General features: G+C 60.0%; 25 protein-coding genes and 1 pseudogene. 16 read left to right on the top strand and 10 right to left on the bottom strand.

The window, feature by feature from the left end:
* Positions 1-360: 360 nt before the first annotated feature.
* From ABJN75_RS16820 to maiA, 4 genes and pseudogenes are all read left to right on the top strand, one after another.
* Positions 361-666 (top strand): annotated as a pseudogene (locus tag ABJN75_RS16820) (homogentisate 1,2-dioxygenase domain-containing protein); the annotation flags it as partial.
* A gap of 25 nt (positions 667-691) precedes the next feature.
* A complete protein-coding gene (locus ABJN75_RS16815; RefSeq protein ID WP_348440732.1) occupies positions 692-1,576 on the top strand; it encodes an MBL fold metallo-hydrolase in 885 nt (294 codons plus the stop codon).
* The gene (locus ABJN75_RS16810; RefSeq protein ID WP_348440731.1) at positions 1,573-2,583 is read left to right on the top strand and encodes a fumarylacetoacetate hydrolase family protein; all 1,011 of its coding nucleotides are present in this window, start codon (positions 1,573-1,575) and stop codon (positions 2,581-2,583) included. The genes ABJN75_RS16815 and ABJN75_RS16810 overlap by 4 nt, the downstream gene beginning before the upstream one ends.
* Positions 2,584-2,592: 9 nt before the next feature.
* Entirely contained in the window at positions 2,593-3,228 is a 636-nt protein-coding gene (gene maiA / locus ABJN75_RS16805) for a maleylacetoacetate isomerase (protein WP_348440730.1), read from the top strand.
* A gap of 6 nt (positions 3,229-3,234) precedes the next feature.
* Here maiA and ABJN75_RS16800 read toward each other — a convergent pair whose 3' ends face one another.
* From ABJN75_RS16800 to ABJN75_RS16770, 7 genes are all read right to left on the bottom strand, one after another.
* On the bottom strand, positions 3,235-3,822 hold the full coding sequence (locus ABJN75_RS16800; RefSeq protein ID WP_348440729.1) for an NAD(P)H-dependent oxidoreductase: 588 nt from the start codon (positions 3,820-3,822) through the stop codon (positions 3,235-3,237).
* On the bottom strand, positions 3,822-4,403 hold the full coding sequence (locus ABJN75_RS16795) for an NAD(P)H-dependent oxidoreductase (RefSeq protein WP_348440728.1): 582 nt from the start codon (positions 4,401-4,403) through the stop codon (positions 3,822-3,824). Before ABJN75_RS16795 ends, ABJN75_RS16800 begins: the two co-directional genes overlap by 1 nt.
* Positions 4,404-4,413: 10 nt before the next feature.
* Entirely contained in the window at positions 4,414-5,811 is a 1,398-nt protein-coding gene (locus ABJN75_RS16790) for an FAD-binding oxidoreductase (protein ID WP_348440727.1), read from the bottom strand.
* Positions 5,812-5,814: 3 nt separating this feature from the next.
* On the bottom strand, positions 5,815-7,134 hold the full coding sequence (locus ABJN75_RS16785) for a cytosine deaminase (RefSeq protein ID WP_348440726.1): 1,320 nt from the start codon (positions 7,132-7,134) through the stop codon (positions 5,815-5,817).
* A 3-nt stretch (positions 7,135-7,137) separates the two neighbouring features.
* A complete protein-coding gene (locus ABJN75_RS16780; protein WP_348440725.1) occupies positions 7,138-7,989 on the bottom strand; it encodes an ABC transporter permease in 852 nt (283 codons plus the stop codon).
* Positions 7,976-8,761, bottom strand: a complete 786-nt coding sequence (locus ABJN75_RS16775; protein WP_348440724.1) for an ABC transporter ATP-binding protein — start codon at positions 8,759-8,761, stop codon at positions 7,976-7,978. The genes ABJN75_RS16780 and ABJN75_RS16775 overlap by 14 nt, the downstream gene beginning before the upstream one ends.
* Positions 8,762-8,831: 70 nt before the next feature.
* A complete protein-coding gene (locus ABJN75_RS16770; RefSeq protein ID WP_348440723.1) occupies positions 8,832-9,842 on the bottom strand; it encodes an ABC transporter substrate-binding protein in 1,011 nt (336 codons plus the stop codon).
* A 267-nt stretch (positions 9,843-10,109) separates the two neighbouring features.
* Here ABJN75_RS16770 and ABJN75_RS16765 point away from each other — a divergent pair, with 267 nt between their 5' ends.
* Both ABJN75_RS16765 and ABJN75_RS16760 read left to right on the top strand, forming a co-directional pair.
* Complete coding sequence (locus tag ABJN75_RS16765; protein ID WP_348440722.1) at positions 10,110-10,559, top strand: RidA family protein; 450 nt, start codon at positions 10,110-10,112, stop codon at positions 10,557-10,559.
* On the top strand, positions 10,534-11,328 hold the full coding sequence (locus ABJN75_RS16760) for a creatininase family protein (RefSeq protein ID WP_348440721.1): 795 nt from the start codon (positions 10,534-10,536) through the stop codon (positions 11,326-11,328). The genes ABJN75_RS16765 and ABJN75_RS16760 overlap by 26 nt, the downstream gene beginning before the upstream one ends.
* 30 nt (positions 11,329-11,358) lie before the next feature.
* On the opposite strand, the gene ABJN75_RS16755 is transcribed toward ABJN75_RS16760, so the two are convergent.
* Positions 11,359-11,718: a hypothetical protein gene (locus ABJN75_RS16755; protein ID WP_348440720.1), complete on the bottom strand. Its 360-nt coding sequence runs from the start codon at positions 11,716-11,718 to the stop codon at positions 11,359-11,361.
* 289 nt (positions 11,719-12,007) lie between these two features.
* Here ABJN75_RS16755 and ABJN75_RS16750 point away from each other — a divergent pair, with 289 nt between their 5' ends.
* Entirely contained in the window at positions 12,008-12,469 is a 462-nt protein-coding gene (locus ABJN75_RS16750) for a type II toxin-antitoxin system RatA family toxin (protein WP_348440718.1), read from the top strand.
* 9 nt (positions 12,470-12,478) lie between these two features.
* Here the strand turns inward: ABJN75_RS16750 and ABJN75_RS16745 are convergent, their stop codons facing one another.
* Positions 12,479-13,003 carry a CinA family protein gene (locus ABJN75_RS16745; RefSeq protein ID WP_348440717.1) on the bottom strand — a complete coding sequence of 175 codons (525 nt, stop codon included), beginning with the start codon at positions 13,001-13,003 and terminating at the stop codon, positions 12,479-12,481.
* Positions 13,000-14,202, bottom strand: coding sequence for a bifunctional 2-C-methyl-D-erythritol 4-phosphate cytidylyltransferase/2-C-methyl-D-erythritol 2,4-cyclodiphosphate synthase (locus tag ABJN75_RS16740; protein ID WP_348440716.1), 1,203 nt, complete (start codon positions 14,200-14,202; stop codon positions 13,000-13,002). The genes ABJN75_RS16745 and ABJN75_RS16740 overlap by 4 nt, the downstream gene beginning before the upstream one ends.
* A gap of 161 nt (positions 14,203-14,363) precedes the next feature.
* On the opposite strand from ABJN75_RS16740, the gene dusB reads away from it, so the two are divergent.
* The 9 genes from dusB to hflX all read left to right on the top strand — a co-directional run.
* Complete coding sequence (dusB, locus tag ABJN75_RS16735; protein WP_348440715.1) at positions 14,364-15,380, top strand: tRNA dihydrouridine synthase DusB; 1,017 nt, start codon at positions 14,364-14,366, stop codon at positions 15,378-15,380.
* Positions 15,381-15,430: 50 nt separating this feature from the next.
* Positions 15,431-16,540: a nitrogen regulation protein NR(II) gene (locus tag ABJN75_RS16730; RefSeq protein ID WP_348440754.1), complete on the top strand. Its 1,110-nt coding sequence runs from the start codon at positions 15,431-15,433 to the stop codon at positions 16,538-16,540.
* Between the two features lie 4 nt (positions 16,541-16,544).
* Entirely contained in the window at positions 16,545-17,996 is a 1,452-nt protein-coding gene (ntrC, locus tag ABJN75_RS16725) for a nitrogen regulation protein NR(I) (RefSeq protein WP_348440753.1), read from the top strand.
* A 294-nt stretch (positions 17,997-18,290) separates the two neighbouring features.
* Positions 18,291-20,528: a PAS domain-containing sensor histidine kinase gene (locus ABJN75_RS16720; RefSeq protein ID WP_348440752.1), complete on the top strand. Its 2,238-nt coding sequence runs from the start codon at positions 18,291-18,293 to the stop codon at positions 20,526-20,528.
* Positions 20,518-21,882, top strand: a complete 1,365-nt coding sequence (locus ABJN75_RS16715; protein ID WP_348440714.1) for a sigma-54 dependent transcriptional regulator — start codon at positions 20,518-20,520, stop codon at positions 21,880-21,882. The genes ABJN75_RS16720 and ABJN75_RS16715 overlap by 11 nt, the downstream gene beginning before the upstream one ends.
* Before the next feature lie 66 nt (positions 21,883-21,948).
* Entirely contained in the window at positions 21,949-23,325 is a 1,377-nt protein-coding gene (gene trkA, locus ABJN75_RS16710) for a Trk system potassium transporter TrkA (RefSeq protein WP_348440713.1), read from the top strand.
* Positions 23,326-23,329: 4 nt separating this feature from the next.
* Entirely contained in the window at positions 23,330-24,799 is a 1,470-nt protein-coding gene (locus ABJN75_RS16705) for a hypothetical protein (RefSeq protein ID WP_348440712.1), read from the top strand.
* 284 nt (positions 24,800-25,083) lie between these two features.
* Positions 25,084-25,332, top strand: a complete 249-nt coding sequence (gene hfq, locus ABJN75_RS16700) for an RNA chaperone Hfq (protein WP_348440711.1) — start codon at positions 25,084-25,086, stop codon at positions 25,330-25,332.
* The coding region (hflX, locus tag ABJN75_RS16695) for a GTPase HflX (protein WP_348440710.1) at positions 25,307-26,226 on the top strand (920 nt) is incomplete at its 3' end. The genes hfq and hflX, both read left to right, overlap by 26 nt.

Genomic DNA, 26,226 nt, shown 5'->3' with positions numbered 1-26,226 from the left:
CGATTACATTCCGCACCTTTTTTGGCCTCGAAAATTCTTATGTGGGGCTGTTGGTTTCTGAATTGTGAATCCGCACTCCACGTCGCTACGATAGGTGAATTTGCCGCATGCAACCCCATTATATTTATGGGATTTTTGTGGCCCGCCTATCGAGGGCGGCACGGTTTCGATGCAGGCTGCCAGGGATTGTTTAGTGCAGTCCCGGTCTGTGATTCTGGTAGACAAGCGCTTTGTGAAGCTGCGGTTCACATGTTTGGTTTCCTGAATTCCATCACCCGGCAACCGACAACGACGCAGACAACAGCGGCTGAAAACCGGTGGCATCACGGCTTAACAGGAAGGTTGATGGTTGCGTTTACAACTGATTTTATGGGCATCTGATTCCAACAGCATTCGGAGCGCCCCGATGACGCCAAGGAAGAAGGACTTCTGCCCGGCGGCCTGGGTCTGCACAATATGGTGATGCCACACGGGCCTGATCATGGTGCCTTTGAAAAGGCCTCGACGGTGGAGCTGAAACCGGTCAAGCTGTCGGATAGGAGGACGTTTAAGTTTGGAACCCGATTCCCGCGGATGGTCACCCGCTATGCCGCTGAGCTTGATATGCTGCAGGCGAGCTGCGTGAATTGCCGGGAAGGACTTGAGCGGAAATTTGACGGCACGCCGGAAGCTGCCGCCATGGGAGAGCGAGATGAGCGAACGGCTGGTTATTCTGGGGTCAAAGGGTGGTCCGGCGATCCGTCCGGGTGGTCCATCGCCGACATCGTCGCTGATCGAGATCGGCGGACGCCGGATTGTGATCGATTGCGGCCTGGGGGTCTCGCGCGGGCTGGTCGAGGCCGGAATGGCGCTGAACCAGCTCGACATAATTCTGATCACGCACCTGCATTCCGATCATGTGCTTGAACTGGGGCCGCTGCTGCATACGGCATGGACTTCCGGCCTGAATGCACCGGTTGTGGTGTTCGGTCCGGTTGGCACGAAAGCGGTCTGGGACGGATTTGTTGCTTCACTGAGCTATGACATCGATCTCAGGATCGACGACGAGGGGCGACCCGACATCCGCGACCTTGTGACGATCTCGGAAATCGGCGAGGGCGTGGTGATCAAGGAAGGCGGGCTTAAGATCGAGGCGTTGCGGGTCGAGCACCCGCCGGTCACCGAGTGCTACGCGCTCAGGGTCAGCCACCAGGGCCGCGTCGTCGTGTTCTCTGCTGATACCGCCTATTTTCAGCCCCTGTCCGGATTTGCCCGCGACGCCGATATTCTGGTGCATGAGGCCATGCATCCCGATGGCGTCGACAGGCTGGTGGCGCGAACCGGAAACGGCGAGCGGCTGAAAGCCCATCTGCTCGCCAGCCACACCATGGCGGCCGATGTCGGACGTATAGCCACGGATGCGGGTGTGGGCCAACTGGTGCTCAATCATTTGGTGCCTGCAGATGATCCGGCCATTGCCGAAATCCACTGGACCGAGCAGGTCCGCACGACATGGGACGGGCAGCTGACCATCAGTCACGATGGGCTGGAATTGCCGTTGCCCAACTCAAATCAACAACAAAGGAAATCCGCATGAAACTTGCCACACTCCGTGACGGAAGCCGTGATGGCCGTCTGGTTGTCGTCTCGCGTGATCTGACCCGCGCGTCCGGCGTGCCGCATATCGCGCGCACGCTCCAGGCAGCGCTGGATGACTGGAAACATGTGGCGCCGCGGCTCAAGGATGTGGCCGAGATGCTGGAATCCGGCGCGGAGCCGACCGAACGGTTTCACGAGCGCGATGCGCTGTCGCCCTTGCCGCGAGCCTACCAGTGGGCCGATGGCTCGGCTTACGTCAACCATGTCGAACTGGTGCGCAAGGCGCGCGGCGCGGAAATGCCGGCGAGCTTCTGGGACGTTCCGCTGATGTACCAGGGCGGGTCAGACAGCTTTCTGGCGCCGCGCGGAGCGATCCGGATGGCGGATGAAGCCTGGGGCATCGATTGCGAGGGCGAAGTGGCGGTGATTGTCGGCGATGTGCCGATGGGCGCGGACATCGACACCTGCCGTGAGGCGATCAAGCTGGTCATGCTGGTCAATGATGTCAGCCTTCGCGGATTGATCCCTGCGGAACTTGCAAACGGGTTCGGGTTCTTCCAGTCCAAGCCATCCTCGGCGTTCTCGCCGGTTGCGGTGACGCCGGAAGCGTTGGGAGAAGCCTGGGATGGCGGCAAGCTGCATCTGCCGCTTGAGGTTGATCTCAACGGAGAGGCTTTCGGGCGCGCCAATGCCGGCGTCGACATGACATTCGACTTCCCGAAATTGATCGCCCATGCGGCGAAGACGCGGGACTTGTGCGCTGGCACGGTCATCGGCTCGGGAACCGTTTCCAACAAGGGGCCGGAGGGCGATCCGGGCAAGCCGGTGAGCGAGGGCGGCGCCGGCTATTCCTGCATCGCCGAGATCCGGATGATCGAGACCATTACGTCGGGCGCACCCAAAACCCCGTTCATGCGGTTCGGCGATACCGTCCGCATCGAAATGAAGGATGGAGATGGCCAGTCGATCTTCGGTGCTATCGAGCAAACGGTCGAGAAATCTTAGGGGCAATCCATGGACATGCCGATCCTGTATGACTACTGGCGCTCGTCGGCGAGCTACCGCGTCCGCATCGCGCTCAATCTGGCGGGCATCGCGTACAAGACAGAGGTGGTCGATCTGCTGGGGCAGGCGCACAAGGCGTCTGCCCATCTAGCGCGAAATCCGCAGGGGCTGGTGCCGGCGCTCGAAATCGACGGACTGATGCTGACCCAGTCGCTGGCAATGATCGAGTATATCATCGAAACCCGCGGCGTTCCGCTGTTGCCGGATGATGCGGCCGGCCGGGCGCGGATCAGGGCGCTGGCCGACGCGATCGCCATGGATATCCATCCGGTCTGCAACACGTCGGTCGTCGCACACGTGCTCGAACTGGCCGGAGGCGACGACGCCATGCGGGTGGCCTGGATGCAGCGCTTCATCGGTCAGGGGCTGGGCGCCTTCGAGGTGCTTCTCGATCATCCGGCGACCGGAAAGTTCTGCCATGGTGAAACGCCGGGACTTGCCGATCTCTGCCTGATCCCGCAGATCTACAATGCCGAACGTTGGGGCGCGGATATTTCCGGGCTGAAGCGCATCCAGGCGATCCGGGCGGTCTGCGATCAGTTGCCGGCCTTCATCAATGCGCACCCGGACAGGGCAAATAATTAGCCGAATTCATAGGCTTGCAAGGCGCTTTTCAACTGCTGCAAGATATTTTGCGCGGCTTTCCTGTGTCGATTTGTCCATCATGTAGTGTGCCATGAACACCCGGCGGCAGGTCTTGGCGCACAAGGCCCGCATGCCGCGCAGGATGGTGCGCTTGCCGGGATGGCCAACCGCATAGGACCACCAGCGCGGCGCGCCGCAGGTGGTGATCACGCCCAAGAGGCGGACATGGGTCATCAGCGGCTTGATCGGGCCGGGGCCATCAGGAATTGCAAATGTCAGATCCGACGTCCAGACCCGGTCGAGCCAACCCTTGAGCATCGCGGGCAGGCCGTACCACCAGGTCGGATAGACAAATATCAGCGCTTCGGCAGCCTTGAGCCGGCGGGCGTGATCGGGAAACGGGTGATCGGCCAGTTTCATGTCATTGTATCGGCGGCGCTCATCGGCGGGCATTACCGGATCGAAGCCTTCGGCATAAAGATCGAGCAGGTCGACGTCGTGCCCGGCTTTTTCAAGTCCGCGGATGGCGGCATCGCGGACTGAAGCGCAAAAGCTTTCAGGAACCGGATGGCAATAGACGAGGAGAATGCGCATCAGATTTTGTCCACGGCGCTTCCCACGCGCGTCATGAAGGCCTGGCGGGTCTTGTCGGTGGAAAGGTTCATTTCGTAATGGGCGAGATAGGTGACAGGGGCGCCGGGCCTGACCGTGGCGCGCAGCATGCGGTTGGCGATCTTGCGCGGCGGGTCGCCCATCAGCCATGAGCGGAATCGCGAGCCGCCATAGGAGGTCACGACCAGGATCTTTTCGATGTTGTGCAGGGTCGGCTGAACCTTGCCGTTGACCAGACCAAACGACACGCCGGGAAGAAACACCCGGTCGAACCAGCCCTTGAGGATGGCCGGAAAGCCGTAATTCCACACCGGATACACCAGCACGAGGGCCTGGGCGGCGAGCAACCGGTCGACATGGGATTCGACCGGTTTCCGGTTTTTGGTCAGGTCATGATAGTCCAGCCGCTCGGCCTCGCTCATGACCGGATTGAAGCCGTCCTTGTACAGGTCGATGACATCGACCTCGTGACCGTTCTGCAACAGCCGGTCGGCGGTCAGGCGGAACAGGCCGGCATTGAAGCTTGATGCCACCGGGTGGGCATGGACCAGAAGAACTCGCATCTCGATTGCCTCAACTCGCCTGTTTCAAGCCTTTGAACAACCAGACCTCTCCGGAACCGAAATCATAATCCGGATCATCCCAGGCAATCATCTTGCCCGGATTGAGCAGGCCCTTGGGATCGGCCTGCCGCTTGAAGTCGAGCTGGATCTCGTCGGTCTGCTTCATCCCGCCTTCCTCAAGCGTGAAGCGATGCGGATTGAACACCGGGCAGCCGCTGGCGTTGTGCAGATCGACGATCTCGTCGAGCCGCTCTTCGGTGGTGAAACGAATGAGCGGCAATCCGAAACAGGTGATGTCGCCATCGAAACGGACGAATTCGAGGTGAGAAATCATCTCGCCCGGGAACATCCGGTCCATCTTCGCGGCAAGATCGAGCTGGTTGGGGAAGGGATAAAGCGTCTGCAGATAGGTCCAGGCCGGATCGACACGCAGTGCGCGCAAGGTGGTGTGATTCCAGGCCAGTTCGAACACCGGCGGCAACCCTTTGAGATCGCCCGCGGTGGTGGCGTCGAACACGATCTCGCCGGAGTTTCTCGCCGTGAACGCCTTGAAGGCGTCGTGGCTCTGCGGCGCCACCATCACCAGAACCACGCTCTGGCCTTGGGTGAGGAATTTCTGATGGCGCTTGAAATAGTCAAACGGGCAGGGTGCTGCGACAACTGAAATCAGTTTGGTGAGAATGCCGTCCTGACGGGCCAGCGCGTTGGCGTAAATCGCCGCTGCATCGAAGCTGTCAAAACCGACAATGGCATCGACCCAGTCATAGGCAGGCGCCAGCGGCATTTCGATTTCGGTGATGATGCCGTTGGTGCCGTAGGCGTGGGTGACCTTGTGCAGATCCTCGCCGGTGAGGTTGAGCACACGCGGCTGTTGTTCCATGGTGACGACACGCAGGCGGATGATGTTGCCGAAATCGCGCAACCCGCCCCAGGAGATGGAGCCGACGCCGCCGGAGCCGCCGGCGATGAAACCGCCGATGGTCGCAGTGTGCGCGGTGGAGGGATGCATGCGCAACTCCTGCCCGGAGGCTTCGCGAACCGCCTTGTCGAGGTCGGAGCAAACCACCCCCGGTCCGCAGACCACGCTGCCGGGTCTGATGTCGCGGATGTCGTTGAGGTCTGCAAGGCTCAACACCACACCGCCGGACAACGGCATGGCCTGGCCGTAATTGCCGGTGCCGGTGCCGCGCGGAGTCACCGGAACCTCATGACGGTAACAGGCCTTGAGAACGCGGATCAGCTCCTCCTCGTTGCCGGGCGAAACCACGATATCACCGGTGACATGGTCGAGCTGACGCTTGAGAACCGGGGAATACCAGTAGAAATCACGGCTTTTCTGCTGAACGATCTTGTCGTTGTGCTCGATTCGAATGCCGTCAAGGTCGGCAATCAGTGCGGTCATGTCCATGGCTCAAAGCTCCATCAAGTCGTCAAGGTCCTGGTAGTCGGGGACAGTCGCGTCAATGAGCTTACCTTCTCGGATAAGTGTTCGGCGGCTTTCGGGTCGGGAGAGTAGTTCAGTCAGGCTTCGCCCGCGAAACAGAACGAGATCTGCTCCGGCGCCCGGCCTGAGGGCTCCTGCATCGGCAAGACCCATGGCACGGGCCGGATTGGCGCCAATCGTCGCCGGCCAGTTGCCGACAGGGTGGTCGAAATGCAGGATCCGTGTGGCTTCGCGGTAGACTTCCAGCACATCGAGATCGCCATAGGCGTAAAACGGATCGCGGGTGTTGTCGGAAGCGATGCAGACATTGATGCCGCGCGCGGCCATCTCGTGCAGCAGCGTCACCCCGCGCCAGCGCGGCGTGGTGGCATTCGCGCGGCGATCCTGCAGATACATGTTGCACATAGGCAGCGAGACGACGGACAGGTCTGCGCGGGCGACCTTGTCGAGCGTCGCACTGATCCTGGCATCGGGTTGGCGGGCGAGCGAGCAGCAATGGCCGACCAGGATCTTGCCCTCAAAACCATGGCGCAAAGCGGCGTCGGCAATGCGGTCGAGCGAGACGGCCTCGACATCGTCGGTCTCATCGGCATGAAAATCGAGATCAAGTCCGAGATCGATGGCTTTGCGGAACATGCGATCGAGCAAAACATCGAGATCAGGAACCATATAGGTGACGGCGCCGAGGACGCCGCGATGGCGCGCGACGATATCGGCCAGCCGGTTGAACCAGGCCTCGTCGCGGGCGGTATCAATACCGAAAAGGCAGGCTGCCTGAAGCTCGATCCGGCCTTTCCAGCGCTCGCGAACGGTCTCGAAGACGGGCCAGGAGATATCTTCCTGCGGCGGCACGGAATCGAGATGGGTGCGCAGCGCCTTGGTGCCATGGGCATAGGCGCAGGCCAGCGAAAACTCCATGCGCCGCTCGACGTCCTCGGCTGTCCAGCGGGCTGCGCGATCTTCGGCGACAGCCGTCAGCGCACCGGCAAAACTGCCGTCCGGATTGGGTTTGCGAGCCCAGATGTGGCCCTTGTCGATGTGGGTGTGGCAATCGACAAGGGCGGGAAAGGCAATGGCTCCCCGGCAATCAATGCCGCTGCCATCCCCTGATTGTGCATTGCCGTCGCCAATGGCGATGATGTTTCCGCCGGCGACATCGATCCTGCTCAGGGCGAACCCATCGGCATCAAACACCAGCCCTTCGACGCCTGAGACGTGGGACCGGTGCAGCCGCAGATTGGTCAGTGTGAAGACCCCGGACGCGGGCAGGGTGACGGTGGACGTCATCGCTTACTGCTCCTGCTTGAGCGCGCTCTCGTGCCAGCGATGCAGCACGAGATGGGAAATCCATGACAGGGTGAGAAAGATCACGATCCCGGTCAGGGAAATCAGGATGAGGGCGGCAAACAGCCGTGGTGCGTTGAGCCGGTAACCGGCTTCGATGATGCGCGAGGCAAGGCCCGAGGACTGACCGGCGGTTCCGGCGACAAATTCGGCAACCACAGCCCCGATCAGCGCCAGTCCGCCGGCGATTTTCAATCCGCCGAGGAAATAGGGCATGGCGGCGGGCAACCGGAGGTGCCACAGCGTCTGCCAGCGGGTGGCGCCGTTGAGCTTGAAGTAGTCAATCAGGTTGCGGTCGACCGAATTGAGGCCAAGCGTGGTGTTGGACAGGATCGGGAAGAACGCAACGATCCAGGCGCAAAGCAGCAATTTTGTCGTCTGATCGTCGATATAGATGTTGATCAGCGGGAAGATCGCCACGATCGGAGTCACCTGCAAAACAATGGCAAATGGAAACAGGCTCATCTCGATCCAGCGCGACTGGGTGAACAGAACCGATAGTCCGACCCCGCCGAAGACAGCGAGCGCCAGTGACAAAACGGTGATGCGCAGCGTCACCAGAAGCGAGGAAAACAACAATCCGGCGTCTTCGATCAGAGTGTTGAGCACCACGCCGGGGCGCGGCAGGATGTATTGCGGAATCTCGTTCCAGACACAGATGCGGTCCCAGAAATACACGGCAGCGGCCATGATGATCAGCGGCAACAGCCAGCGTCCGGTGCGTTCCATGCGGCGGTTACGTTCGCGGCGGGCTTCTTCGGCGTCAATGACGACTGCTGCATTCTCAATGGACGGCATCGGCAGCCTCCTTGCCCATGGCGCGCGACAGGGCGTCGGATGCATTGCGGCACAATTCGGCATAGTGCGTGGAGGTTCTGAACTGCGCATCGCGCGGGTAAGGCACCTCGACAACGAGTTCTTCAAACACCCGGCCCGGATCGGCGGCCATGACGGTAATGCGGTTGGACAGAAAAACGCTCTCGAACACCGAGTGGGTGACGAAAATGACGGTAAACCGTCGCTCCTGCCACAACTCCAGCAGATCATTGTTGAGCTTGAAGCGGGTGATCTCGTCCAGTGCCGCGAAGGGTTCGTCCATCAGCAATATGCGCGGCTTGGTCACCAGACCGCGGGCGATGGAAACGCGCATTTTCATGCCACCGGACAGTTCCCTGGGCACGGCATTTTCAAATCCGGTCAGATGCACCCTTTCGAGGACCTCCTTGATCTGTGGTTCGGCCTGGTTGCGGGACATGCCGCGCAGGCGCAGGGGCAGCCAGACATTGTCATAGACGCTGGCCCACGGCAGCAATGTCGGTTCCTGAAAGACAAATCCGATGTCGTTCTGATCGAGCGGCGGTCCGCGCCAGTCGACGACGCCCTGGGTTGGCGCAGACAATCCGGCAATGATCCTCAGCGCGGTCGACTTGCCGCAGCCCGAGGGCCCGAGCAGGCTCATGAAGTCACCGTCGTTGACGGTCAGGTTGACCTTGTCGAGCGCGGTGACGCCGGAAGCGAATGTCTTGCCGATGGATTGCAGGATCAGGAAAGGATGTGTCCGGTCGGGCATAGGTGTCCAGAATGTGGGCTTGCGGAAGGCAAAGCCCGCCCGGATGATGTTATCCGGGCGGGCCGATCCGTTACTTCTTCAAATCGAGGCCGACACCATTGCCGACGTAATCGAGCGTGTAGGACGCCTTGATGTCGATATCGTCCTTGACCACGCCGGCCTTGACCATCTTGGCATAGAAGCTCTCCATGCGCGCATCGGTCATGGCGCCGATACCCATGGTTTCTGTGTCGCCGGAATCAACGATGCCATATTCCTTGAGCTTGTCGATCGAGAAGGCGATCTGCTCGTCCGTCATGTCCGGATTGTCTTTCTGGATCATGGCGTTGGCGGCGGCATTGTCGCCGTAGAGATAATTGTACCAGCCCTTGATCGAGCCATCGACGAAGCATTTGACCACTTCCGGCTTCGTATCAATCGTGTTCTGCATGACTTCGATCGTGGTCGAATAGGTGTCGAAGCCGTAATCGGCAACGAGGAACAGATTGGGTTTGAAGCCGCCTTCGCGCTCGACCGCGAAAGGCTCGGAAGTGATGTAGCCCTGCTGCGCGGATTTCGGGTTGGCGATGAAAGGCGCCGGGTTGAAGGTGTAGGGCACACGTTTGGAGGCGTCGAAGCCAAACTCGGTGATCATGTATTGATAATAGCTCTGGAAACCAGCATCGCCCAAAATGAACTGTTCGGCGTTTTTCAGCTCTTCCCAGGTATCAAGGCCCTGACCGGGATGGGTCATGATAACCTGCGGTTCCTTCTGAAAAGTGGCGGCGACAACCTTGACCGGGATATTCTGTTCCACCGCGGAGAAAGCTTCCAGCATGTTGCCGCCCATGTGGAACTCGATCTTGCCTGCCAGCAAAAGGGCGCGGTTGTTCACCTGGGGCCCGCCCTGCGCGATGGTGACATCAAGTCCGCAGGCCGCGTAAGTGCCATCGGCGACAGACTGATAGAAACCGCCATGTTCCGGCTGCGCCAGCCAGTTTGTGCCAAAAGTGACATTTTCAGCGGCAGACGCCTGCGCGCTCAAAGCCAGGGTGACCGCCAGTGCGGCCGAGGAACGAAGAAGAAGCGTCATGTACACCATCCCTTTTCATATGAACGGAATTCCATATCGAATTCCGTATTTCGGACTACACGGGTATCTAGCAAACCGCATGCCATGAGCTGTGAACACGGGTCTGTCGAGATCGCATACCCCAAACTGCCCAGGTGTTTTGTCTGATCGCGTCTTACGTAAGCATACCGCCTAATTTTTCATCTGCAATTGGCGTTACGCCGAGAAGCTCGCCCATTCCAAGCCGGCATGGGATAGACTAAGAAAACCTTTCAAGACTTGACGGAGTCCTTGCACATGACTGGCGAGATGAAACACCACACTCCACCCTCGATCCGCGCTCCATTCGCCCGGTACAGCCACGCCGTGGAAGTGCCGCCAGGACACCGCCTTGTGTTTTGTTCAGGGCAGTTGTCGATTACCGTGGATGATCATATTCCGGAATCGGCGGAAGCGCAGACCGAGCTTTGCTTTGACAATATCGCGGCTGTGCTGAACTCGGCCGGATTGGAATTGGCCAATATCGTCAGGATAAATGCCTATGTCACGGATCGGGCTCATTTGCCCGGTTACATGAAAGTGCGTGACCGGCTGTTTGCGGATCCGGCGCCGGCCTCGACACTGATGATCGTCTCTGGTTTCGCGCGTGAGGCTTTCAAGGTCGAGATCGAAGTCATTGCCGCCGCGCCGGAACAGGACTGGGGTATGAAGGAGAATGAAGATGATACGGAAAATCTGGTGGGGTGATTTCACCACGCGCGAATTCGATGACCTCGATCCGGACAGGACAATTGCCGTGCTTCCAATCGCGGCAATCGAGCAGCACGGGCCGCATCTTCCTGTTTCCACCGACAGTTCCATCATGAAGGGCATGCTGGAGACTGTCATCGCGCATGCGCCGGACGATCTGGATATCCGCATCCTGCCGGTGCAGTGCGTGGGCAAGTCCAACGAGCATCAGCACGCACGGGGAACCCTGACCATTCCCGCCGCCACGCTGATTGATCATTGGGTCGAGCTTGGCCATTCGATCGCCCGCGCGGGGATCCGCAAGGTGGTGCTGGTCAATTCGCATGGCGGCAATGAAGAGGTAATGGGCATCGTGGCCCGAGAACTCAGGGTGCGCGCCAGAATGCTGGCGGTGAAGACGTCCTGGATGCGGTTTGGCTTGCCGGACGGAATGTTCAGCAAGTCAGAAACGTCCTACGGCATTCACGGCGGCGATGTCGAAACATCGCTGATGCTGCATTTCCGGCCTGAGCTTGTGACAATGGACAAGGCGGAGAATTTTGTCTCTTCGGTGACGCTGGCCGAAAAGGAGTTCAGCCTGCTGCGGCATACCGGTCCGCATGCATTCGCCTGGATTGCCAGCGACCTGAATGCATCCGGCGCGGTCGGCGAGGCGGCCCTGGCGACGCCAACCAAGGGTGAAGCGACGGCACTTCATCAGGCAAAAGGCTTTCTCGATCTGATGAAGGATGTCCGTGCCGCCAAACTCGACGATTGGCTGGCGTGAAGGCGCCACGGCGCTGATTGCGGCGCAGCGTCAGGACTTCGGAATGGTCTTGATGCGGGCAATTTTGCCGACAATCTCGGACGTCAAAAGTGTCGTGAACTTGATATTGAGGGTGTAATTGCCCTGGCTTCTGGCTTTGCCATGCACCTTGGACCCCAGGCCGGGAATGATGATGTACACATCCTCGGCCTTTTTCGGAAAATAGTCAGAGGTGATGAGGCAGCCATCCTCACTAAGATTGACCAGCCAGGACGGTACGGCGATGTGCTCGTCGCCGTCACGTCTTCGGACGTGGGTTATCACCGGACAATTGGCGTCGCGGCGCAAATAGACCGCCTCTCGGTCCTTCAGATTGCCCAGGCGGGTCAGCGCATGATTTTTCGGCTCCATGGTTTTCGTCCTCACATAGCCGCAGAATACTTGGCTTGAGACTGGCATGCCGAAGCTAATGAATTGTTTACGGATTGGTCGAATTATGACAGGTCAACCGTGATCCGGTTTGAGTGCACACCGGACCCGTGCGGGCGGGCCAATCGATGGTTCCTCCGTTTGCACAGGTTCAACTTGCAGGGCGAGCCCGACCGAATAGGGCTGTTTATCAACGCTTTAATTATGAAATACGGCTTGCCGGCGCAGCGCGGGCTTGAGTTTGACGCCCACTATCTTCAGTTTGTGACTCATGCCCAGTTTCGAGACCACCCGCCTTGTTCCGCATTCTCCGCGCCAGATGTTTGATCTGGTTGGCGATGTCGAGCGATATCCGGAATTCCTGCCGCTGTGCGAGGCGCTGAACGTTCGCTCGCGAAAGCAACGCGATGGCAAGACGCTGCTGATTGCAGATATGACGGTGGGCTACAAGGCGATCCGCGAGACCTTCACCAGCCAGGTGCTGCTGAAGCCCGATGAACTTGCCATCGACGTCAAATATCTTGATGGTCCATTCAAGTATCTCGACAACAAATGGAATTTTGAGCCGCACGATGAGGCCGGATGCGAGATCAGGTTCTTCATTGATTACGAGTTCAAGAGCAGGATGCTGGGCATGCTGATGGGCACGATGTTCGACCGCGCCTTCCGGATGTTCGCCGAAGCCTTCGAGAAACGTGCCGGAGCCATTTACGGCGCCCCCGGCGTCTCCTGATACAATCAGTTACGCCGATTTCGCGCGGTTGATCAGGGCTTCCAGTGCTGCGCGCACAGTCGCCGCGCGGATCATGTCGCGACTCCAGGACGGATCCCAGCGCAACTCGACGGCGCTGGTCAGATCATCAGGACCGGACAGCCCCATCCAGACCAGACCAACCGGCTTGAGCTCTGTACCGCCGCCGGGGCCGGCGACGCCGGTCACCGATACGGTAAACCCCGCCTGTGAGCGTCGCCGTGCGCCGAGCGCCATTTCCGTGGCGACCTGAGCCGAGACCGCACCGAAGCTCTCGAGCGTCGAGGCGCGAACCCCCAGCATGTCCTGCTTGGCCTGGTTTGTGTAGGTGACGAAACCGCGGTCGAACACCACTGAGGACCCGGCGATATCGGTGATGGCGCCGGCGATCAGCCCGCCGGTGCAGGATTCAGCCGTCGCCACCATCGCGCCGATTTCAGAAAATGTCTCAAGGATTTCCTGCGCCAGCAGGCGACTGTCGGCACGGATTTCGGCGAGCATGTCAGCCTCGGTCATTGCTGGTGTCCAAACACAACCGTGGCTGTGGCGATGGCGGCGATGCCTTCGCGGCGACCGGCAAAGCCAAGTTTTTCATTGGTTGTAGCCTTGACCGAACAGCGGTCGATCGAAATGTCGAGGATCCGGGCCAGTTCGGCGCGCATCGCCTGCCTGTGCGGTCCGATCTTCGGCGCCTCGGCGATCAGCGAAACATCGGCGTTCATGATCACGCCGCCGGCGTCCCGGACTATCCGGGCGGCGTGAGCGAGAAAGATGTCCGATGCGGCGCCGCGCCATTGCGGGTCGGATGGCGGAAAATGATCGCCGATATCACCGGCGGCACAGGTGGCCAGCAGCGCGTCCGTCAGCGCATGCAGGCCGACATCGGCGTCGGAATGTCCGTCAAGCCGCTGATCATGCGGTATTTCCACCCCGCACAGTGTAACAAAGTCGCCCGGCACCAATTGGTGCACATCATAACCGTTTCCGGTGCGAACATCGGGCAACCGTGATGGCGAAAGAGCCTCGTCGGCCATGGCAATATCCTCGGCGGTGGTGAGCTTGATGTTGGAAGGATGCGCCGGCGTCAAACGTACGCCCAGTCCTGCCCATTCCGCAATTGCGCAATCATCGGTGAACCCGATAGCAGTCTCAGCCGCGGCGTTGGCGTGGGCAGTGGAAATCATCTTGAAATCAAAGCCCTGCGGTGTCTGGGCGGCGAACAGGCCTGAGCGCGAAACGGTGCCTGCAACCTGGCCATTGGCGTCGCAGCGCTTGAGCGTGTCGGCCACTGCGACAGCGGGCAGGGCGGCCATGGAGCCGGCGTTCAGCGCCTCAAGCACGCCATCAATAATCTCATGGGTCACGAACGGTCGAACCGCGTCGTGAATCAACACATGGCGTGGCGGAGATGCTGACAGCGCCTGAAGGCCTGCGCGAACCGAGGCCTGCCGGTCGGCGCCGCCGAAAACCGTGCGGACGCTGGCCATGCCGGAAAGCCCAGCGGTGGCCGCGGCATAAAGGGCTTGATCATCGGCATGAATGACGACCACGACTTCGGCGCAATCGGGATGCGACAGGAAGGCCGAAAGTGTTCGGGCAATCACCGGGCGTCCGCCAATCCGACGGTACTGTTTCGGCCCGTTTTCCGGCGAACCGGCGCGCTCACCGCGGCCTGCGGCAACAATTACCAGGCCGAATTTTTGTGCATTGTTCATTTACATCCAGATCCCGCGACCCTAACTCCGCAGGTGTTTAGAGCTTGTGTCGCGCGGAAAAAAGCTCTTTCGCTTTTTTCTCGGCAACCGGCCGATTACAGCTTGGCAACACCCCAGTAATTGTCTAAAAAAAGGGCAACGAAGAAAGTTGCGCGATACGTATGCAAAATATCAGCACCATTTTAGGTCAGCCGCTTCAGATCGGATCTGTCAGGGCGCGGAACCGGGTGTTCCTGGCGCCGCTGTCTGGCATCTCCGACCTGCCGTTCCGGCAATTGGCGTGGAAACATGGCGCGGGGCTGGTTTTCACCGAGATGGTGGCAAGCCGGGAACTGGTCACGGAGCGGCGCGAATCGCAGGTCCGTTTGCGTGGCGACGGCATCGATCCGCATGTGGTGCAGCTTGCTGGCCGTGAAGCCTGGTGGATGGGCGAGGCGGCCCGCATTGCCGAGGCCGAAGGCGCGTCGATGATCGACATCAATATGGGGTGCCCGGCCAAGAAGGTGACAGGCGGATATTCCGGCTCGGCGCTGATGCGCGACCCCGATCATGCGCTGGGGCTGATCGAGGCGACAATCAAGGCGGTTTGCGTACCGGTAACGCTGAAGATGCGGCTTGGCTGGGACGATGACAGTCACAATGCGGCCCTGATTGCGGCGCGGGCGGAAGCCGCCGGCGTTCAGATGATCACGGTCCACGGCCGCACCCGCATGCAGTTTTACGAGGGCGTGGCCAATTGGGACGCCATCGCCCGTGTCCGGGATGCCGTCACCGTGCCGTTGATCGCCAATGGCGATGTGGATTCGCTCTCCGCCATCGCCGAGTGCCTGCGCCGTTCGGGCGCCGATGCTGTCATGGTCGGGCGGGCCTCTCGCGGTCAGCCGTGGATTTGCGGAGAACTGGCCGGTTCTGGCAGCGTACCCGCAGCCGGTGCCGAGCGCGCGGAGGTGGCGCTCGCGCATTACCGGATGATGATTGACCATTACGGCGAGGATGTCGGCGTACGCCATGCCCGCAAGCATATCGGCTGGTATCTGGACACGCTTGCGCCGTTGGCTCCGATCGCGCTGAAAGGGGCGATGATGACGTCGCGCAATCCCGACGAAGTGCTGACCATGTTCGCCGAGGCGCTTGGCGGCGACACTGTGTCCGCCTCGTTGATGGAGGGTGCTGCGTGACCGAAAAACTCGACGATCAGATTGCCGCCGCCGATGCGCAAACCGCCGGCATGGTGCTCAACGCCATCCAGCATCCCGTGATCATGGTGGATGGCGAGAGCTTGGTGTGTTTCGCCAATTGGGAAGCGGAGTCGTTTTTCGCCGCCAGCGCCAGCCATCTCGGCCGCCACAAGCTCGATGCCTTCATTCCGTTCGGAAGTCCTTTGCTCGAACTCATCGAACAGGTGCGGGACCGCCGCGCCGCCGTGAACGAATACCGTGTGGATCTCAGTTCGCCCCGCCTTGGCAATGACAAGCTGGTCGATCTCTATGTCGCGCCGGTGGCTGGCCTGCCCGGCAATGTCGTCGTGGTGTTTCAGGAACGCTCGATGGCCGACAAGATCGACCGGCAACTGACCCATCGCGCGGCTGCCCGTTCGGTTACCGGACTGGCCTCGATGCTGGCGCACGAAATCAAGAATCCGCTGTCGGGCATCCGTGGCGCCGCGCAACTGCTGGAAACGTCGGTGGGTGATGAAGATCGCGTACTTGCCCGGTTGATCCGCGATGAAACCGACCGCATTGTTTCGCTGGTCGACCGGATGGAGATCTTTTCCGACGAACGTCCGGTGGACCGGGTGCCGGTCAACATTCACTCGGTACTCGATCATGTGAAGGCCGTGGCCAAGGCGGGATTTGCGCGCCGGATCAAGTTCGTCGAGCTTTACGATCCCTCGCTTCCGGCCGTAAACGCCAATCGCGATCAGCTGGTGCAGGTGTTCCTCAACCTGGTCAAGAACGCGGCGGAAGCGATTGGCGACGATCCCGATGGAGAGATCGTGCTGACCACAGCCTATCGTCCGGGCATTCGGCTCTCTGTTGCGGGAACCCGCGAAAAGGTCTCGTTGCCGCTCGAATTTTGCGTCCAGGACAATGGGCCCGGCGTACCGGCGGATCTGATCCAGCATCTGTTTGATCCGTTCATCACCACCAAGACCAACGGCTCGGGGCTGGGACTGGCGCTCGTCGCCAAGATCGTCGGCGGCCATGGCGGGATCGTCGAATGCGATAGCCAGAGCCGCAAAACCACATTCCGCATTCTCATGCCGGTCTCGCCCGACGGCCGGCCAATCGAGCAGTTGCCGTCTTCCAAGAGCAAGGCAACCGGCCAAAAGGACTGATATGATGGGCAAAGCAACCATACTTGTCGCCGACGATGACGCAGCGATCCGCACGGTCCTCAATCAGGCGCTCAGCCGCGCCGGCTATGAAGTCCGCATCACCTCGAACGCCGCCACACTGTGGCGCTGGGTTTCGGCCGGGGACGGCGATCTGGTGATCACCGATGTGGTGATGCCCGATGAGAACGCCTTTGATCTGCTGCCGCGAATCCGCCGGGCGCGCCCGGATCTGCCGGTGCTGGTGATGAGTGCGCAAAATACCTTCATGACCGCTATCAAGGCGTCCGAGTGCGGCGCCTATGACTATCTGCCCAAGCCCTTCGATCTCACCGAGATGATCGGCACCATCGGACGCGCGCTGTCCGAGCCGCGCAAGCTTGCAGCCCAGCCCGAGGAATCCAGCGAGGGCATGCCGCTGGTGGGACGTTCCACCGCGATGCAGGAGATCTACCGGGTTCTGGCCCGCCTGATGCAAACCGATCTGACGCTGATGATCACCGGCGAATCGGGAACCGGCAAGGAGCTCGTGGCCCGCGCGCTGCATGATTACGGCAAGCGCCGAAACGGTCCGTTTGTCGCCATCAACATGGCCGCGATTCCGCGTGACCTGATCGAATCAGAGCTTTTCGGCCACGAAAAGGGCGCCTTTACCGGCGCGCAGAACAAATCCACCGGCCGGTTTGAGCAGGCCGAGGGCGGAACCCTGTTTCTTGATGAAATCGGTGACATGCCGATGGAGGCGCAGACCCGGCTGCTCAGGGTGTTGCAGCAGGGCGAGTACACCACCGTGGGCGGCCGCACCCCGATCAGGACCGATGTCCGGATCGTCGCTGCGACCAACAAGGATCTCAAGATCCTGATCAATCAGGGCCTGTTTCGCGAGGATCTGTTTTACCGTCTTAACGTGGTGCCGCTGCGTTTGCCATCTCTGAGGGACCGGGCCGAGGATGTGCCGGACCTGGTGCGCCATTTTGTTCGCCAGGCCGTTGGCGAGGGGCTCGACGCCAAGCGGTTTGACGGCGAAGCGCTTGAATTGCTCAAGACCTATGCCTGGCCGGGCAATGTGCGGGAACTGGAAAACGTGGTGCGCCGGGTCATGGCGCTTTATCCCCAGGATGTCATCACCCGCGAAATCATCGACAATGAACTCAGGATCGAATCCCCCGAACCTGCATCGCCGCAGGGATCTTCCTCGATCGGGCCGACAACCATTGCCCAATCGGTGGAGGAAAACATGCGGCGTTATTTCGCCGGATTCGGCGAGGGGTTGCCGCCTTCAGGACTGTATCAACGGGTGCTTGAGGAGGTCGAGTATCCGCTGATACTGGCGGCCCTGACGGCGACACGGGGAAATCAGATCAAGGCGGCGGATCTGCTGGGGCTGAACCGCAACACCTTGCGCAAGAAGATCCGCGAACTCGGGGTCACGGTCTACCGTTCGCCGCGGCTTGCCTGACCTGCAGCGCTGGCTCCGGCAAGTTGCGCGAGGAACCCCGACACCGTGGATTTTCGTCTGTACGTGGTCGACCAAACGCGGACCGCGTGAAAACGACATGCATTTGACATCAATGTGGTTCACGTAAAGCCTGGTCCGGCTTGACAGGCTTTGCGAGAAAGTTGCATTTTCGCCACATTGTGTTGCTTGTTCGCAACGATGCAATCCTGGCGAAATTGGAGCAGCAAGGAATTGACGGCGATCGATACAGCTCCGGACCCAGCGGAAACTGAACCGGCTTTCACTGAAACGGCGATTGCCGGACAGGAAGCCCGGCAGCGCCGGAACCTGTTTACCCTTCCCGGTATTGCACTGGTCGGTTCGGCCTTCCTGAGCGCCTTGATCTCCTTCTCGATCCTGCTCGGACTGACACCGATTGAACCGGTCGACCAGGTTGTGCTCGCTGCGCTGGTGATCAACCTGATCTTCGTCATCGGGCTGGTTACGCTGGTCTTGCTGGAGATCCGGACGCTGCTCAAGGCGCGGCGACGGGGCAAGGCTGCGGCGCGGCTTCACATTCGCATTGTGGGGCTGTTTTCCATCGTGGCGATTCTTCCCGCGATTATGGTCGCCATCGTCGCTTCGATCACGCTGGATGTCGGATTAGACCGTTGGTTTTCGCTCAGAACCAAGTCGATCGTCAATTCGTCGCTCTCCGTGGCGCAAGCCTATGTGCTCGAGAATGCGCGGTTTCTGCAGGGACAGACAGTCTCGATGGCGAACGATCTCGACAATGCGCGTTCGCTTTACACGCTTGACCGCGTCGGATTCGAGCAATTCATGACGCGTCAGGCGGTCGGCCGCGGGCTTCTGGGTGCGTTCCTGGTGCGTCAGGATGGCAGTGTCATTTCGCAAGCCGACATCGAGACCGAACGCCCGCTTCCCGCGGTGCCGCAAGAGGCGCTCAAGGACGCGGTCAAGGGCCAGCCGACCCTGATCCCGCCAGGGGTGACCAATCTGGTCGGTGCATTGATACCGCTTCAGCAGATCGACAACACGCTGTTGTATACGGTCCGTGTGGTGGATCCGGAAGTCATGCGCTCCATGCGCCTGATGGAAGAGGCCACCCAGGAATATCAGACGCTCGAGCAGGGCCGGACATCGTTGCAACTGGCCTTTGGCATCCTGTATCTCGGATTTGCGTTGATCGTGCTGCTGTCGGCAATCTGGACCGCGATTGCCGTCGCCGACCGGCTGGTTCGTCCGATCAGGATCCTGATCGGCGCGTCCGACGATGTGGCAAATGGCAATCTCGACATTTCGGTGCCGGTGCATGCTTCAGATGGCGATGTCGGTTCGCTCGCGCAGACTTTCAACAACATGATCGTTCAGATCCGCACCCAGCGTGACCAGATTCTGTCGGCGAAAGACCAGATCGACGATCGCCGCCGCTTTACCGAAGCCGTGCTGTCGGGCGTTTCCGCCGGTGTGGTGGGCGTCGATCACCAGGGCGCGATAACCATCGCCAACCGGTCGGCGCGCGATATCCTGGGCAGCAACGGCACCGAAGTGATCGGCAACAGGTTTACCGAAGTCGCACCGGAATTCGAGACCGTAATGGCAGAGGCAGCGATGCGGCCGAGAGCCGATGCCCGGGCTCAGATAACGTTGCACCGCGGCGGCAAGGAACGTACGCTCAACGTCAAGGTCACCCGGGAAGAAACCCACGATCAGCTCGAATCCTTCGTCGTTACCCTGGATGATATCACCGACCTGGTGATCGCGCAGCGCTCGACCGCCTGGGCCGATGTTGCCCGCCGCATCGCCCACGAAATCAAGAACCCGCTGACGCCGATACAGCTTTCCGCCGAACGCATCCGCCGCCGCTACGGAAAGCAAATTCCCGATGATGACCGGGCCATCTTTGATCAATGCACCGACACGATCGTGCGCCAGGTCGAGGACATTGGCCGGATGGTCGATGAGTTTTCCTCCTTTGCGCGCATGCCCAAACCCTCAAAGGCCCGGGCAGATCTGCGCGACATCCTCAAGGATGCGGTATTCCTGCGTGAAGTCAGCCGGAATGACATTGAATTCATCAGAGAAATCCCTGAGGAACCGCTTGAGGGCGAATTTGATCCGCGGATGCTTGGCCAGGCTTTCGGCAACCTGATAAAGAACGCCACCGAGGCAATCGATGCGGTTCCGCCAGATGATGAACGCACCGGCAAGACCATCATCGTGCGGGCCGAACGTTCTGCCGATGGGCGCGAATACATTGTCGATATCATCGACAGTGGCCGCGGTCTGCCGGGTGAAAACAGGCACCGGCTGCTCGAACCCTATACGACGATGCGCGACAAGGGCACGGGTCTTGGCCTAGCTATTGTCAAGAAAATCATAGATGACCACGGTGGCGAGATCCAGTTGCGCGACGCGCCGGCGGAGGTCGACGGAGGCAAGGGCGCAATGATTTCAGTCCGCCTTCCGGTGGATGCGCCTGCGCCCGCCGAAGAAGACGAACATGCAAAGGAACCGGCAGATGGCGTCTGACATTCTGGTCGTTGATGACGAGGCGGATATTCGCGAGATCGTATCGGGTATTCTGGACGACGAGGGGCACGAAACCCGGATGGCGGCCGACAGCGATTCGGCGCTTGCAGCGATTTCCGACCGGGTGCCGCGATTGATTTTTCTCGATATCTGGCTGCAGGGAAGCCGTCTGGACGGACTGGCCTTGCTCGATGAAATCAAGGCCCGATATCCCGACCTTCCGGTTGTGATGATCTCGGGTCACGGCAATATCGAAACCGCGGTGTCGGCGATCAAGCGCGGCGCCTATGATTTCATTGAAAAGCCATTCAAGGCTGACCGGCTGGTGCTGGTGGCCTCCCGGGCGATTGAAACCTCGAAACTCAAGCGCGAGGTTTCCGAACTCAAGAAACGCTCCGGAGATCCGGTTGAACTGATCGGAACATCGGTTGCAGTTTCGCAACTCAAGCAAAGCATCGACAAGATCGCACCGACCAACAGCCGTGTGATGATTCTGGGCTCTTCGGGGACCGGCAAGGAACTGGTGGCGCGTCTTATTCACCGGAAATCCTCCCGCGCGGGCGGACCCTTTGTCGTTCTCAATGCAGCAGCCATTACGCCCGAGCGCATGGAAGTGGCGCTGTTCGGCACCGAGAGCGCGGCCAGCCATGAACGCAAGGTCGGCGCGCTGGAGGAGGCGCATGGCGGCATTCTTTACCTCGATGAAGTGGCTGATATGCCGCGCGGCACCCAAAACAAGATATTGCGGGTGCTGGTCGATCAGCAGTTCGAGCGGGTTGGCGGTACCAAGCGGGTCAAGGTGGATGTGCGCATCATTTCCTCGACGGCGCGCAATCTCGAGGAATTGATCGCCGCGGGTGAGTTTCGCGAAGATCTTTACCACCGCCTCGCCGTGGTTCCGATCAAGGTGCCCTCGCTCAGCGAGCGGCGCGAGGACATTCCCTTTCTGGTCGACATGTTCATGCGGCAGGTATCCGAACAGGCCGGCATCAGGAACCGCCGCATCGGCGAGGATGCGCTGGCCGTGATCCAGGCCCACACCTGGCCAGGCAATATCAGGCAATTGCGCAATTATATGGAACGGCTGATGATCTTGGCCCGATCCGACGGTCCGGACACGGTGATCAGCGCCGACATGCTGCCCGATGATGTCTCCGACATGCTGCCCAAGACGTCAGCGGCGGGTTCAAACCACATCATGACGCTGCCGCTGCGCGAGGCGCGCGAACTGTTCGAACGTGATTACCTGATCGCCCAGATCAACCGGTTCGGCGGCAATATTTCCAGAACCGCCGAATTTGTCGGGATGGAGCGGTCCGCACTGCATCGCAAATTGAAATCGCTTGGCGTATAAGCAGCGCGAAGCGGCCACGGTCGCCACATTTCAATTCCGCCTGACAACGCAGGCAAGGGGAGCGCAATGAAAGTCATCATTTGCGGTGCGGGACGGGTAGGGTACGGCATCGCCGAACGCCTGGCCGCCGAGGACAATGACGTCTCGGTGATCGACACGTCAGCCACACTTGTCCAGGCGATTCGCGACACGCTCGATGTGCGCAGCTATGTCGGTCACGGCGCGCACCCCGATGTACTTGCCCAGGCAGGCGCAGACCAGGCCGACATGATCATTGCCGTCACGCTGTATGACGAGATCAACATGGTCGCCTGTCAGGTGGCGCATTCACTGTTCAATGTGCCGACCAAGATTGCCCGTATCCGGGCCCAATCCTATCTCAAATCGCATTGGGCGGATCTGTTTTCGCGCGACCACATGCCGATTGATGTGATTATCTCGCCGGAAGTCGAGGTCGGCCAGATGGTGCTGCGCCGGATCGCGCTGCCGGGCGCCACCGATGCAGTCAGGTTCGCCGATGACAAGGTGGCGATGGTGGCCATCGAGTGCCTTGAGGATTGTCCGGTGGTCAACACGCCGCTGGTGCAGTTGAGCGAATTGTTTCCCGACCTGCTTGCCACCGTGGTCGGGGTCTGGCGTAACGAGAAACTCTTCGTGCCGCATTCGAGCGACCAACTCGAAACCGGAGACCTGGCATATGTCGTCTGCGACCGCGATCATGTGCGCCGCACGCTGGGCCTGTTCGGCCACGAGGAGCAGGAAGCCGGGCGTATCGTCATCGCCGGCGGCGGCAATATCGGCTATTACGTCGCCGCGGCGATCGAGGAGCGGCAGCCCAAAACCAGGGTCAAGATTATCGAGGCCGACCGCAGCCGCGCCGTGTCGATCGCGGATTCGCTGTCGCGCACCGTAGTGCTCAACGGGTCTTCGCTGGATCAGGACATTCTGGTGGAGGCCGACATCCAGAATGCCGACCTGATGGTTGCGCTGACCAATGACGATCAGGTCAACATACTAGCCTCGGTGATGGCCAAACGGCTGGGTTGCAAGGCCAATCTCGCCCTGATCAACAATCCGTCCTACCAGTCTTTCACCAAGACCATGGGAATCGATGCCCATATCAACCCGCGCGCGGTGACCATTTCGCGAATTCTCCAGCATGTCAGACGGGGACGTATCCGCGCGGTGTATTCGGTGCAGAAGGGGGCGGCGGAAGTGATCGAGGCCGAAGCGCTGGAGACTTCTCCGCTGGTTGGAAAACCATTGCGAAGCCTTGACTTGCCTGACGGCGTGCGGATCGGCGCGATCTACCGCGACAAGCAGGTGCTGCGGCCCGACGGTTCGCTCAAGATCAAGGCCAAGGATCGGGTGGTGATGTTTGCGGCTCTGGAATCCGTGCGCCATGTCGAGCAGATGTTCCGCGTAAGCCTAGAGTTCTTCTGATCTCATGCTAGGTGTCCTGCACGTACTGGCAGTTGCATCCGCAGGGCTTTGTGCACTGGTGGTGCCGGCGGTTTTGTTCGCCATCGCAGATGGCATGCGGGATCTGGCGCTCTCCATGCTGCTGGTCGGCGCGCTCGGCGTGTTCGCGGCCCTGATGGTGCTCGCGGCCATTTCCGGATTTGAACGCAGACTGGGACGGGCATCCGGCTATCTGGCGCTTGTGGCGGTTTGGGTTCTGCTGCCGGTTTTCGCGGCGGTGTCGTTCAAGACGCTTGCCGGGTTGAGTTGGATTGATTCATGGTTTGAGGCAGTTGCGGCACTTACCACATCAGGATCGTCCTTGCTGACCCGTGAAACCGCGCCCCAGGCGATCCTGTTCTGGCGCTCATCGATCGAATGGTATGGCGGCTTCCTGACGCTTGTGTCGATCATCCATGTTCTGGCGCCAGGCGGTTTTGGCGGTCTTCCCGCCGGGGATCGCCGCATCATTACCGGCTATGCCAGCGACATGACGGTCGATCTTGCCGAATTCCGCGAGGTGCTGGGTCAATATATCCTGATGACATTCATCGTGTTCGTCGGACTGATGCTGACTGGCGTCGATGGACCATTTGCCGCGATGATGGCGATGATGGCGATCGCAACCGGTGGGTTTCTTCCCTTCGACGGGGCGCTTGAAAATCATGCCGGCCCTCTGGCGCAACTGGTGTTGGCGGCGGGCCTGGCACTGGGGACCGTCAGCGTGTTCTGGCGCCGGCGATTGTTGCGCTCGCCCAAACACTTTTTCAGGGTCAATCCGGAAACTGCCATCATCACCATGGCCATCCTGCTGGTCGCACTGCTGTTTGCTGTTCGGATTTCAACTGTTTCGGGAGGTGCGGATCTGGGACCGATTCTGGCGGAAAGCCTGCTGACGTCTTCTTCGCTGATTGCCACCAGCGGCATAGAGAGCCGGCCAGGCGTCATCGCGCTCTGGCCGGATATCATTGTTCTGGTGATTGTTCTCATCGGCGGTGGTATCTATTCGACGACCGGCGGGGTCAAGGTCTACCGGATCGCGGCGATGGCAATTCATTCCGCCCGCGAACTCAACCTTCTGATCTATCCCAGCAGCGTGACCAGCCTTCGGTTCGGCAAGACGACGATCGACGAGGAGAGCATGCGCGCGATCTGGACCTATTTCGTGCTGTCGCTGTTGATTATAGCTTTTGCGGCGATCGGGTTCACCTTGAGCGCCACGAATTTCGAGGGTGGAATCACCATGACCATCGCGTTTTTCGCCAATGCCGGGCCGGTTTACGAGGCCTTGATTCCGCCTTCATATGCGACCGTCCCGGTGAACCAGGCCTGGCCGCAACTGGCCGCGATGCCGGCATCGGCAAAGCTTGCGGCGATCGCGGTGATGACTTTGGGACGCCTTGAAGTGATGGTGGTTTTTGCCGTTCTGAACCTACGGTACTGGATCAATCGTTAGCGTTCGATGCCCGGCAAAACCTTGCCCGCACATCAAAATCAAGTGTTTACAAACGCTCATAACAATGATCTTCTGCTTTACGTTCGGACGAGCGAAATTCTGTCAGCGGCAAGCCAACAAAATCTGTCTGTCAGAGGGAACAAAAGTGTTGGGAACTTGACGTTACGGAAGGCCGCGAGGCACATACCGGATTGCCTTGAAAAGGCAATTTTTGTTGGGAACCGAACGATTGCGATAACGACCTGCGGCTGCGCGGGCAAGAAAAAGACGGATAAATAGGCGCAATGGCGGAGCGTTCACAAAACCTGCAGGATCTTTTTCTCAACACGGTTCGGAAGCAGAAAATCTCCCTGACGATCTTTTTGATCAACGGAGTGAAACTGACCGGCGTGGTGACATCTTTCGATAATTTCTGTGTTCTGCTAAGACGTGATGGTCATTCGCAGCTTGTCTACAAGCACGCGATATCCACCATTATGCCGAGCCAGCCGGTCCAGATGTTCGAGAATGAGGACGCCGGCGACGGCGCCTGACAGGACAACTCACATCGAAACAGTTGATAATACTGGAAATTTCATCGACCCGGACGGCAAGTCCGGAGTCACGCGCGCAATCGTGCTCATCCCGGCATTGCGGACCCGTAATCCGGCGCCCGGCAGCGGCCCCGAAGGCGGTCACGTGGCCAAGCGCCCCGATACCCACCGCATGGAAGAAGCCATCGGCCTGGCAGGCGCCATTGAGCTCCAGGTCGCCGAAGCGCTGATCATCCCGATCTCCGCTCCGAGGCCTTCGACCCTGTTCGGCAAGGGCAAGATGCTCGAGATCAAGGCGCTGATCGACTCGTCTGGCTCGGAACTGGTCATTGTTGACCATCCGCTCACGCCGGTACAGCAGCGCAATCTGGAAACGGAGTGGAAGGTCAAGGTGATCGACCGCACCGGCCTGATCCTGGAAATATTCGGCCGCCGCGCTTCCACCAAGGAAGGCGTGCTGCAGGTCGAACTGGCGCATCTCAATTACCAGAAGGGACGGCTGGTTCGCAGCTGGACCCACCTTGAACGTCAGCGCGGTGGTGGCGGCTTCATGGGCGGCCCCGGTGAAACCCAGATAGAGGCCGACCGGCGGCTGCTGCAGGACCGCATCATCAAGCTTGAGCGCGAACTCGACCAGGTGCGCCGCACCCGGCAGCTGCATCGCGCCAAGCGCAAGAAGGTACCGCATCCGATTGTGGCACTTGTGGGCTACACCAATGCCGGAAAATCGACGCTGTTCAACCGGGTCACCGGTGCCGAGGTGCTGGCCGAAGACATGCTGTTTGCCACCCTGGACCCGACATTGCGGCGCATGAAGCTGCCGCATGGCAGCACCGTGATCCTGTCGGATACGGTGGGATTCATTTCCGATCTGCCGACCCATCTGGTCGCCGC

The organism is Hoeflea sp. (assembly GCF_039975035.1).
Taxonomy (GTDB): Bacteria; Pseudomonadota; Alphaproteobacteria; order Rhizobiales; family Rhizobiaceae; genus Hoeflea.
Note: the sequence above shows the minus strand (reverse complement) of the source record. Positions and strands in the feature narration are given on the sequence as shown.

Excerpts from the sequence above, each read along its gene's own strand:
- ABJN75_RS16815 (WP_348440732.1), top strand. The coding sequence starts at position 692 with ATGAGCGAACGGCTGGTTATTCTGGGGTCAAAGGGTGGTCCGGCGATC.
- ABJN75_RS16810 (WP_348440731.1), top strand. The coding sequence starts at position 1,573 with ATGAAACTTGCCACACTCCGTGACGGAAGCCGTGATGGCCGTCTGGTT.
- maiA (WP_348440730.1), top strand. The coding sequence starts at position 2,593 with ATGGACATGCCGATCCTGTATGACTACTGGCGCTCGTCGGCGAGCTAC.
- ABJN75_RS16800 (WP_348440729.1), bottom strand. The coding sequence starts at position 3,822 with ATGCGCATTCTCCTCGTCTATTGCCATCCGGTTCCTGAAAGCTTTTGC.
- ABJN75_RS16795 (WP_348440728.1), bottom strand. The coding sequence starts at position 4,403 with ATGCGAGTTCTTCTGGTCCATGCCCACCCGGTGGCATCAAGCTTCAAT.
- ABJN75_RS16790 (WP_348440727.1), bottom strand. The coding sequence starts at position 5,811 with ATGGACATGACCGCACTGATTGCCGACCTTGACGGCATTCGAATCGAG.
- ABJN75_RS16785 (WP_348440726.1), bottom strand. The coding sequence starts at position 7,134 with ATGACGTCCACCGTCACCCTGCCCGCGTCCGGGGTCTTCACACTGACC.
- ABJN75_RS16780 (WP_348440725.1), bottom strand. The coding sequence starts at position 7,989 with ATGCCGTCCATTGAGAATGCAGCAGTCGTCATTGACGCCGAAGAAGCC.
- ABJN75_RS16775 (WP_348440724.1), bottom strand. The coding sequence starts at position 8,761 with ATGCCCGACCGGACACATCCTTTCCTGATCCTGCAATCCATCGGCAAG.
- ABJN75_RS16770 (WP_348440723.1), bottom strand. The coding sequence starts at position 9,842 with ATGGTGTACATGACGCTTCTTCTTCGTTCCTCGGCCGCACTGGCGGTC.
- ABJN75_RS16765 (WP_348440722.1), top strand. The coding sequence starts at position 10,110 with ATGACTGGCGAGATGAAACACCACACTCCACCCTCGATCCGCGCTCCA.
- ABJN75_RS16760 (WP_348440721.1), top strand. The coding sequence starts at position 10,534 with ATGATACGGAAAATCTGGTGGGGTGATTTCACCACGCGCGAATTCGAT.
- ABJN75_RS16755 (WP_348440720.1), bottom strand. The coding sequence starts at position 11,718 with ATGGAGCCGAAAAATCATGCGCTGACCCGCCTGGGCAATCTGAAGGAC.
- ABJN75_RS16750 (WP_348440718.1), top strand. The coding sequence starts at position 12,008 with ATGCCCAGTTTCGAGACCACCCGCCTTGTTCCGCATTCTCCGCGCCAG.
- ABJN75_RS16745 (WP_348440717.1), bottom strand. The coding sequence starts at position 13,003 with ATGACCGAGGCTGACATGCTCGCCGAAATCCGTGCCGACAGTCGCCTG.
- ABJN75_RS16740 (WP_348440716.1), bottom strand. The coding sequence starts at position 14,202 with ATGAACAATGCACAAAAATTCGGCCTGGTAATTGTTGCCGCAGGCCGC.
- dusB (WP_348440715.1), top strand. The coding sequence starts at position 14,364 with ATGCAAAATATCAGCACCATTTTAGGTCAGCCGCTTCAGATCGGATCT.
- ABJN75_RS16730 (WP_348440754.1), top strand. The coding sequence starts at position 15,431 with ATGGTGCTCAACGCCATCCAGCATCCCGTGATCATGGTGGATGGCGAG.
- ntrC (WP_348440753.1), top strand. The coding sequence starts at position 16,545 with ATGGGCAAAGCAACCATACTTGTCGCCGACGATGACGCAGCGATCCGC.
- ABJN75_RS16715 (WP_348440714.1), top strand. The coding sequence starts at position 20,518 with ATGGCGTCTGACATTCTGGTCGTTGATGACGAGGCGGATATTCGCGAG.
- trkA (WP_348440713.1), top strand. The coding sequence starts at position 21,949 with ATGAAAGTCATCATTTGCGGTGCGGGACGGGTAGGGTACGGCATCGCC.
- ABJN75_RS16705 (WP_348440712.1), top strand. The coding sequence starts at position 23,330 with ATGCTAGGTGTCCTGCACGTACTGGCAGTTGCATCCGCAGGGCTTTGT.
- hfq (WP_348440711.1), top strand. The coding sequence starts at position 25,084 with ATGGCGGAGCGTTCACAAAACCTGCAGGATCTTTTTCTCAACACGGTT.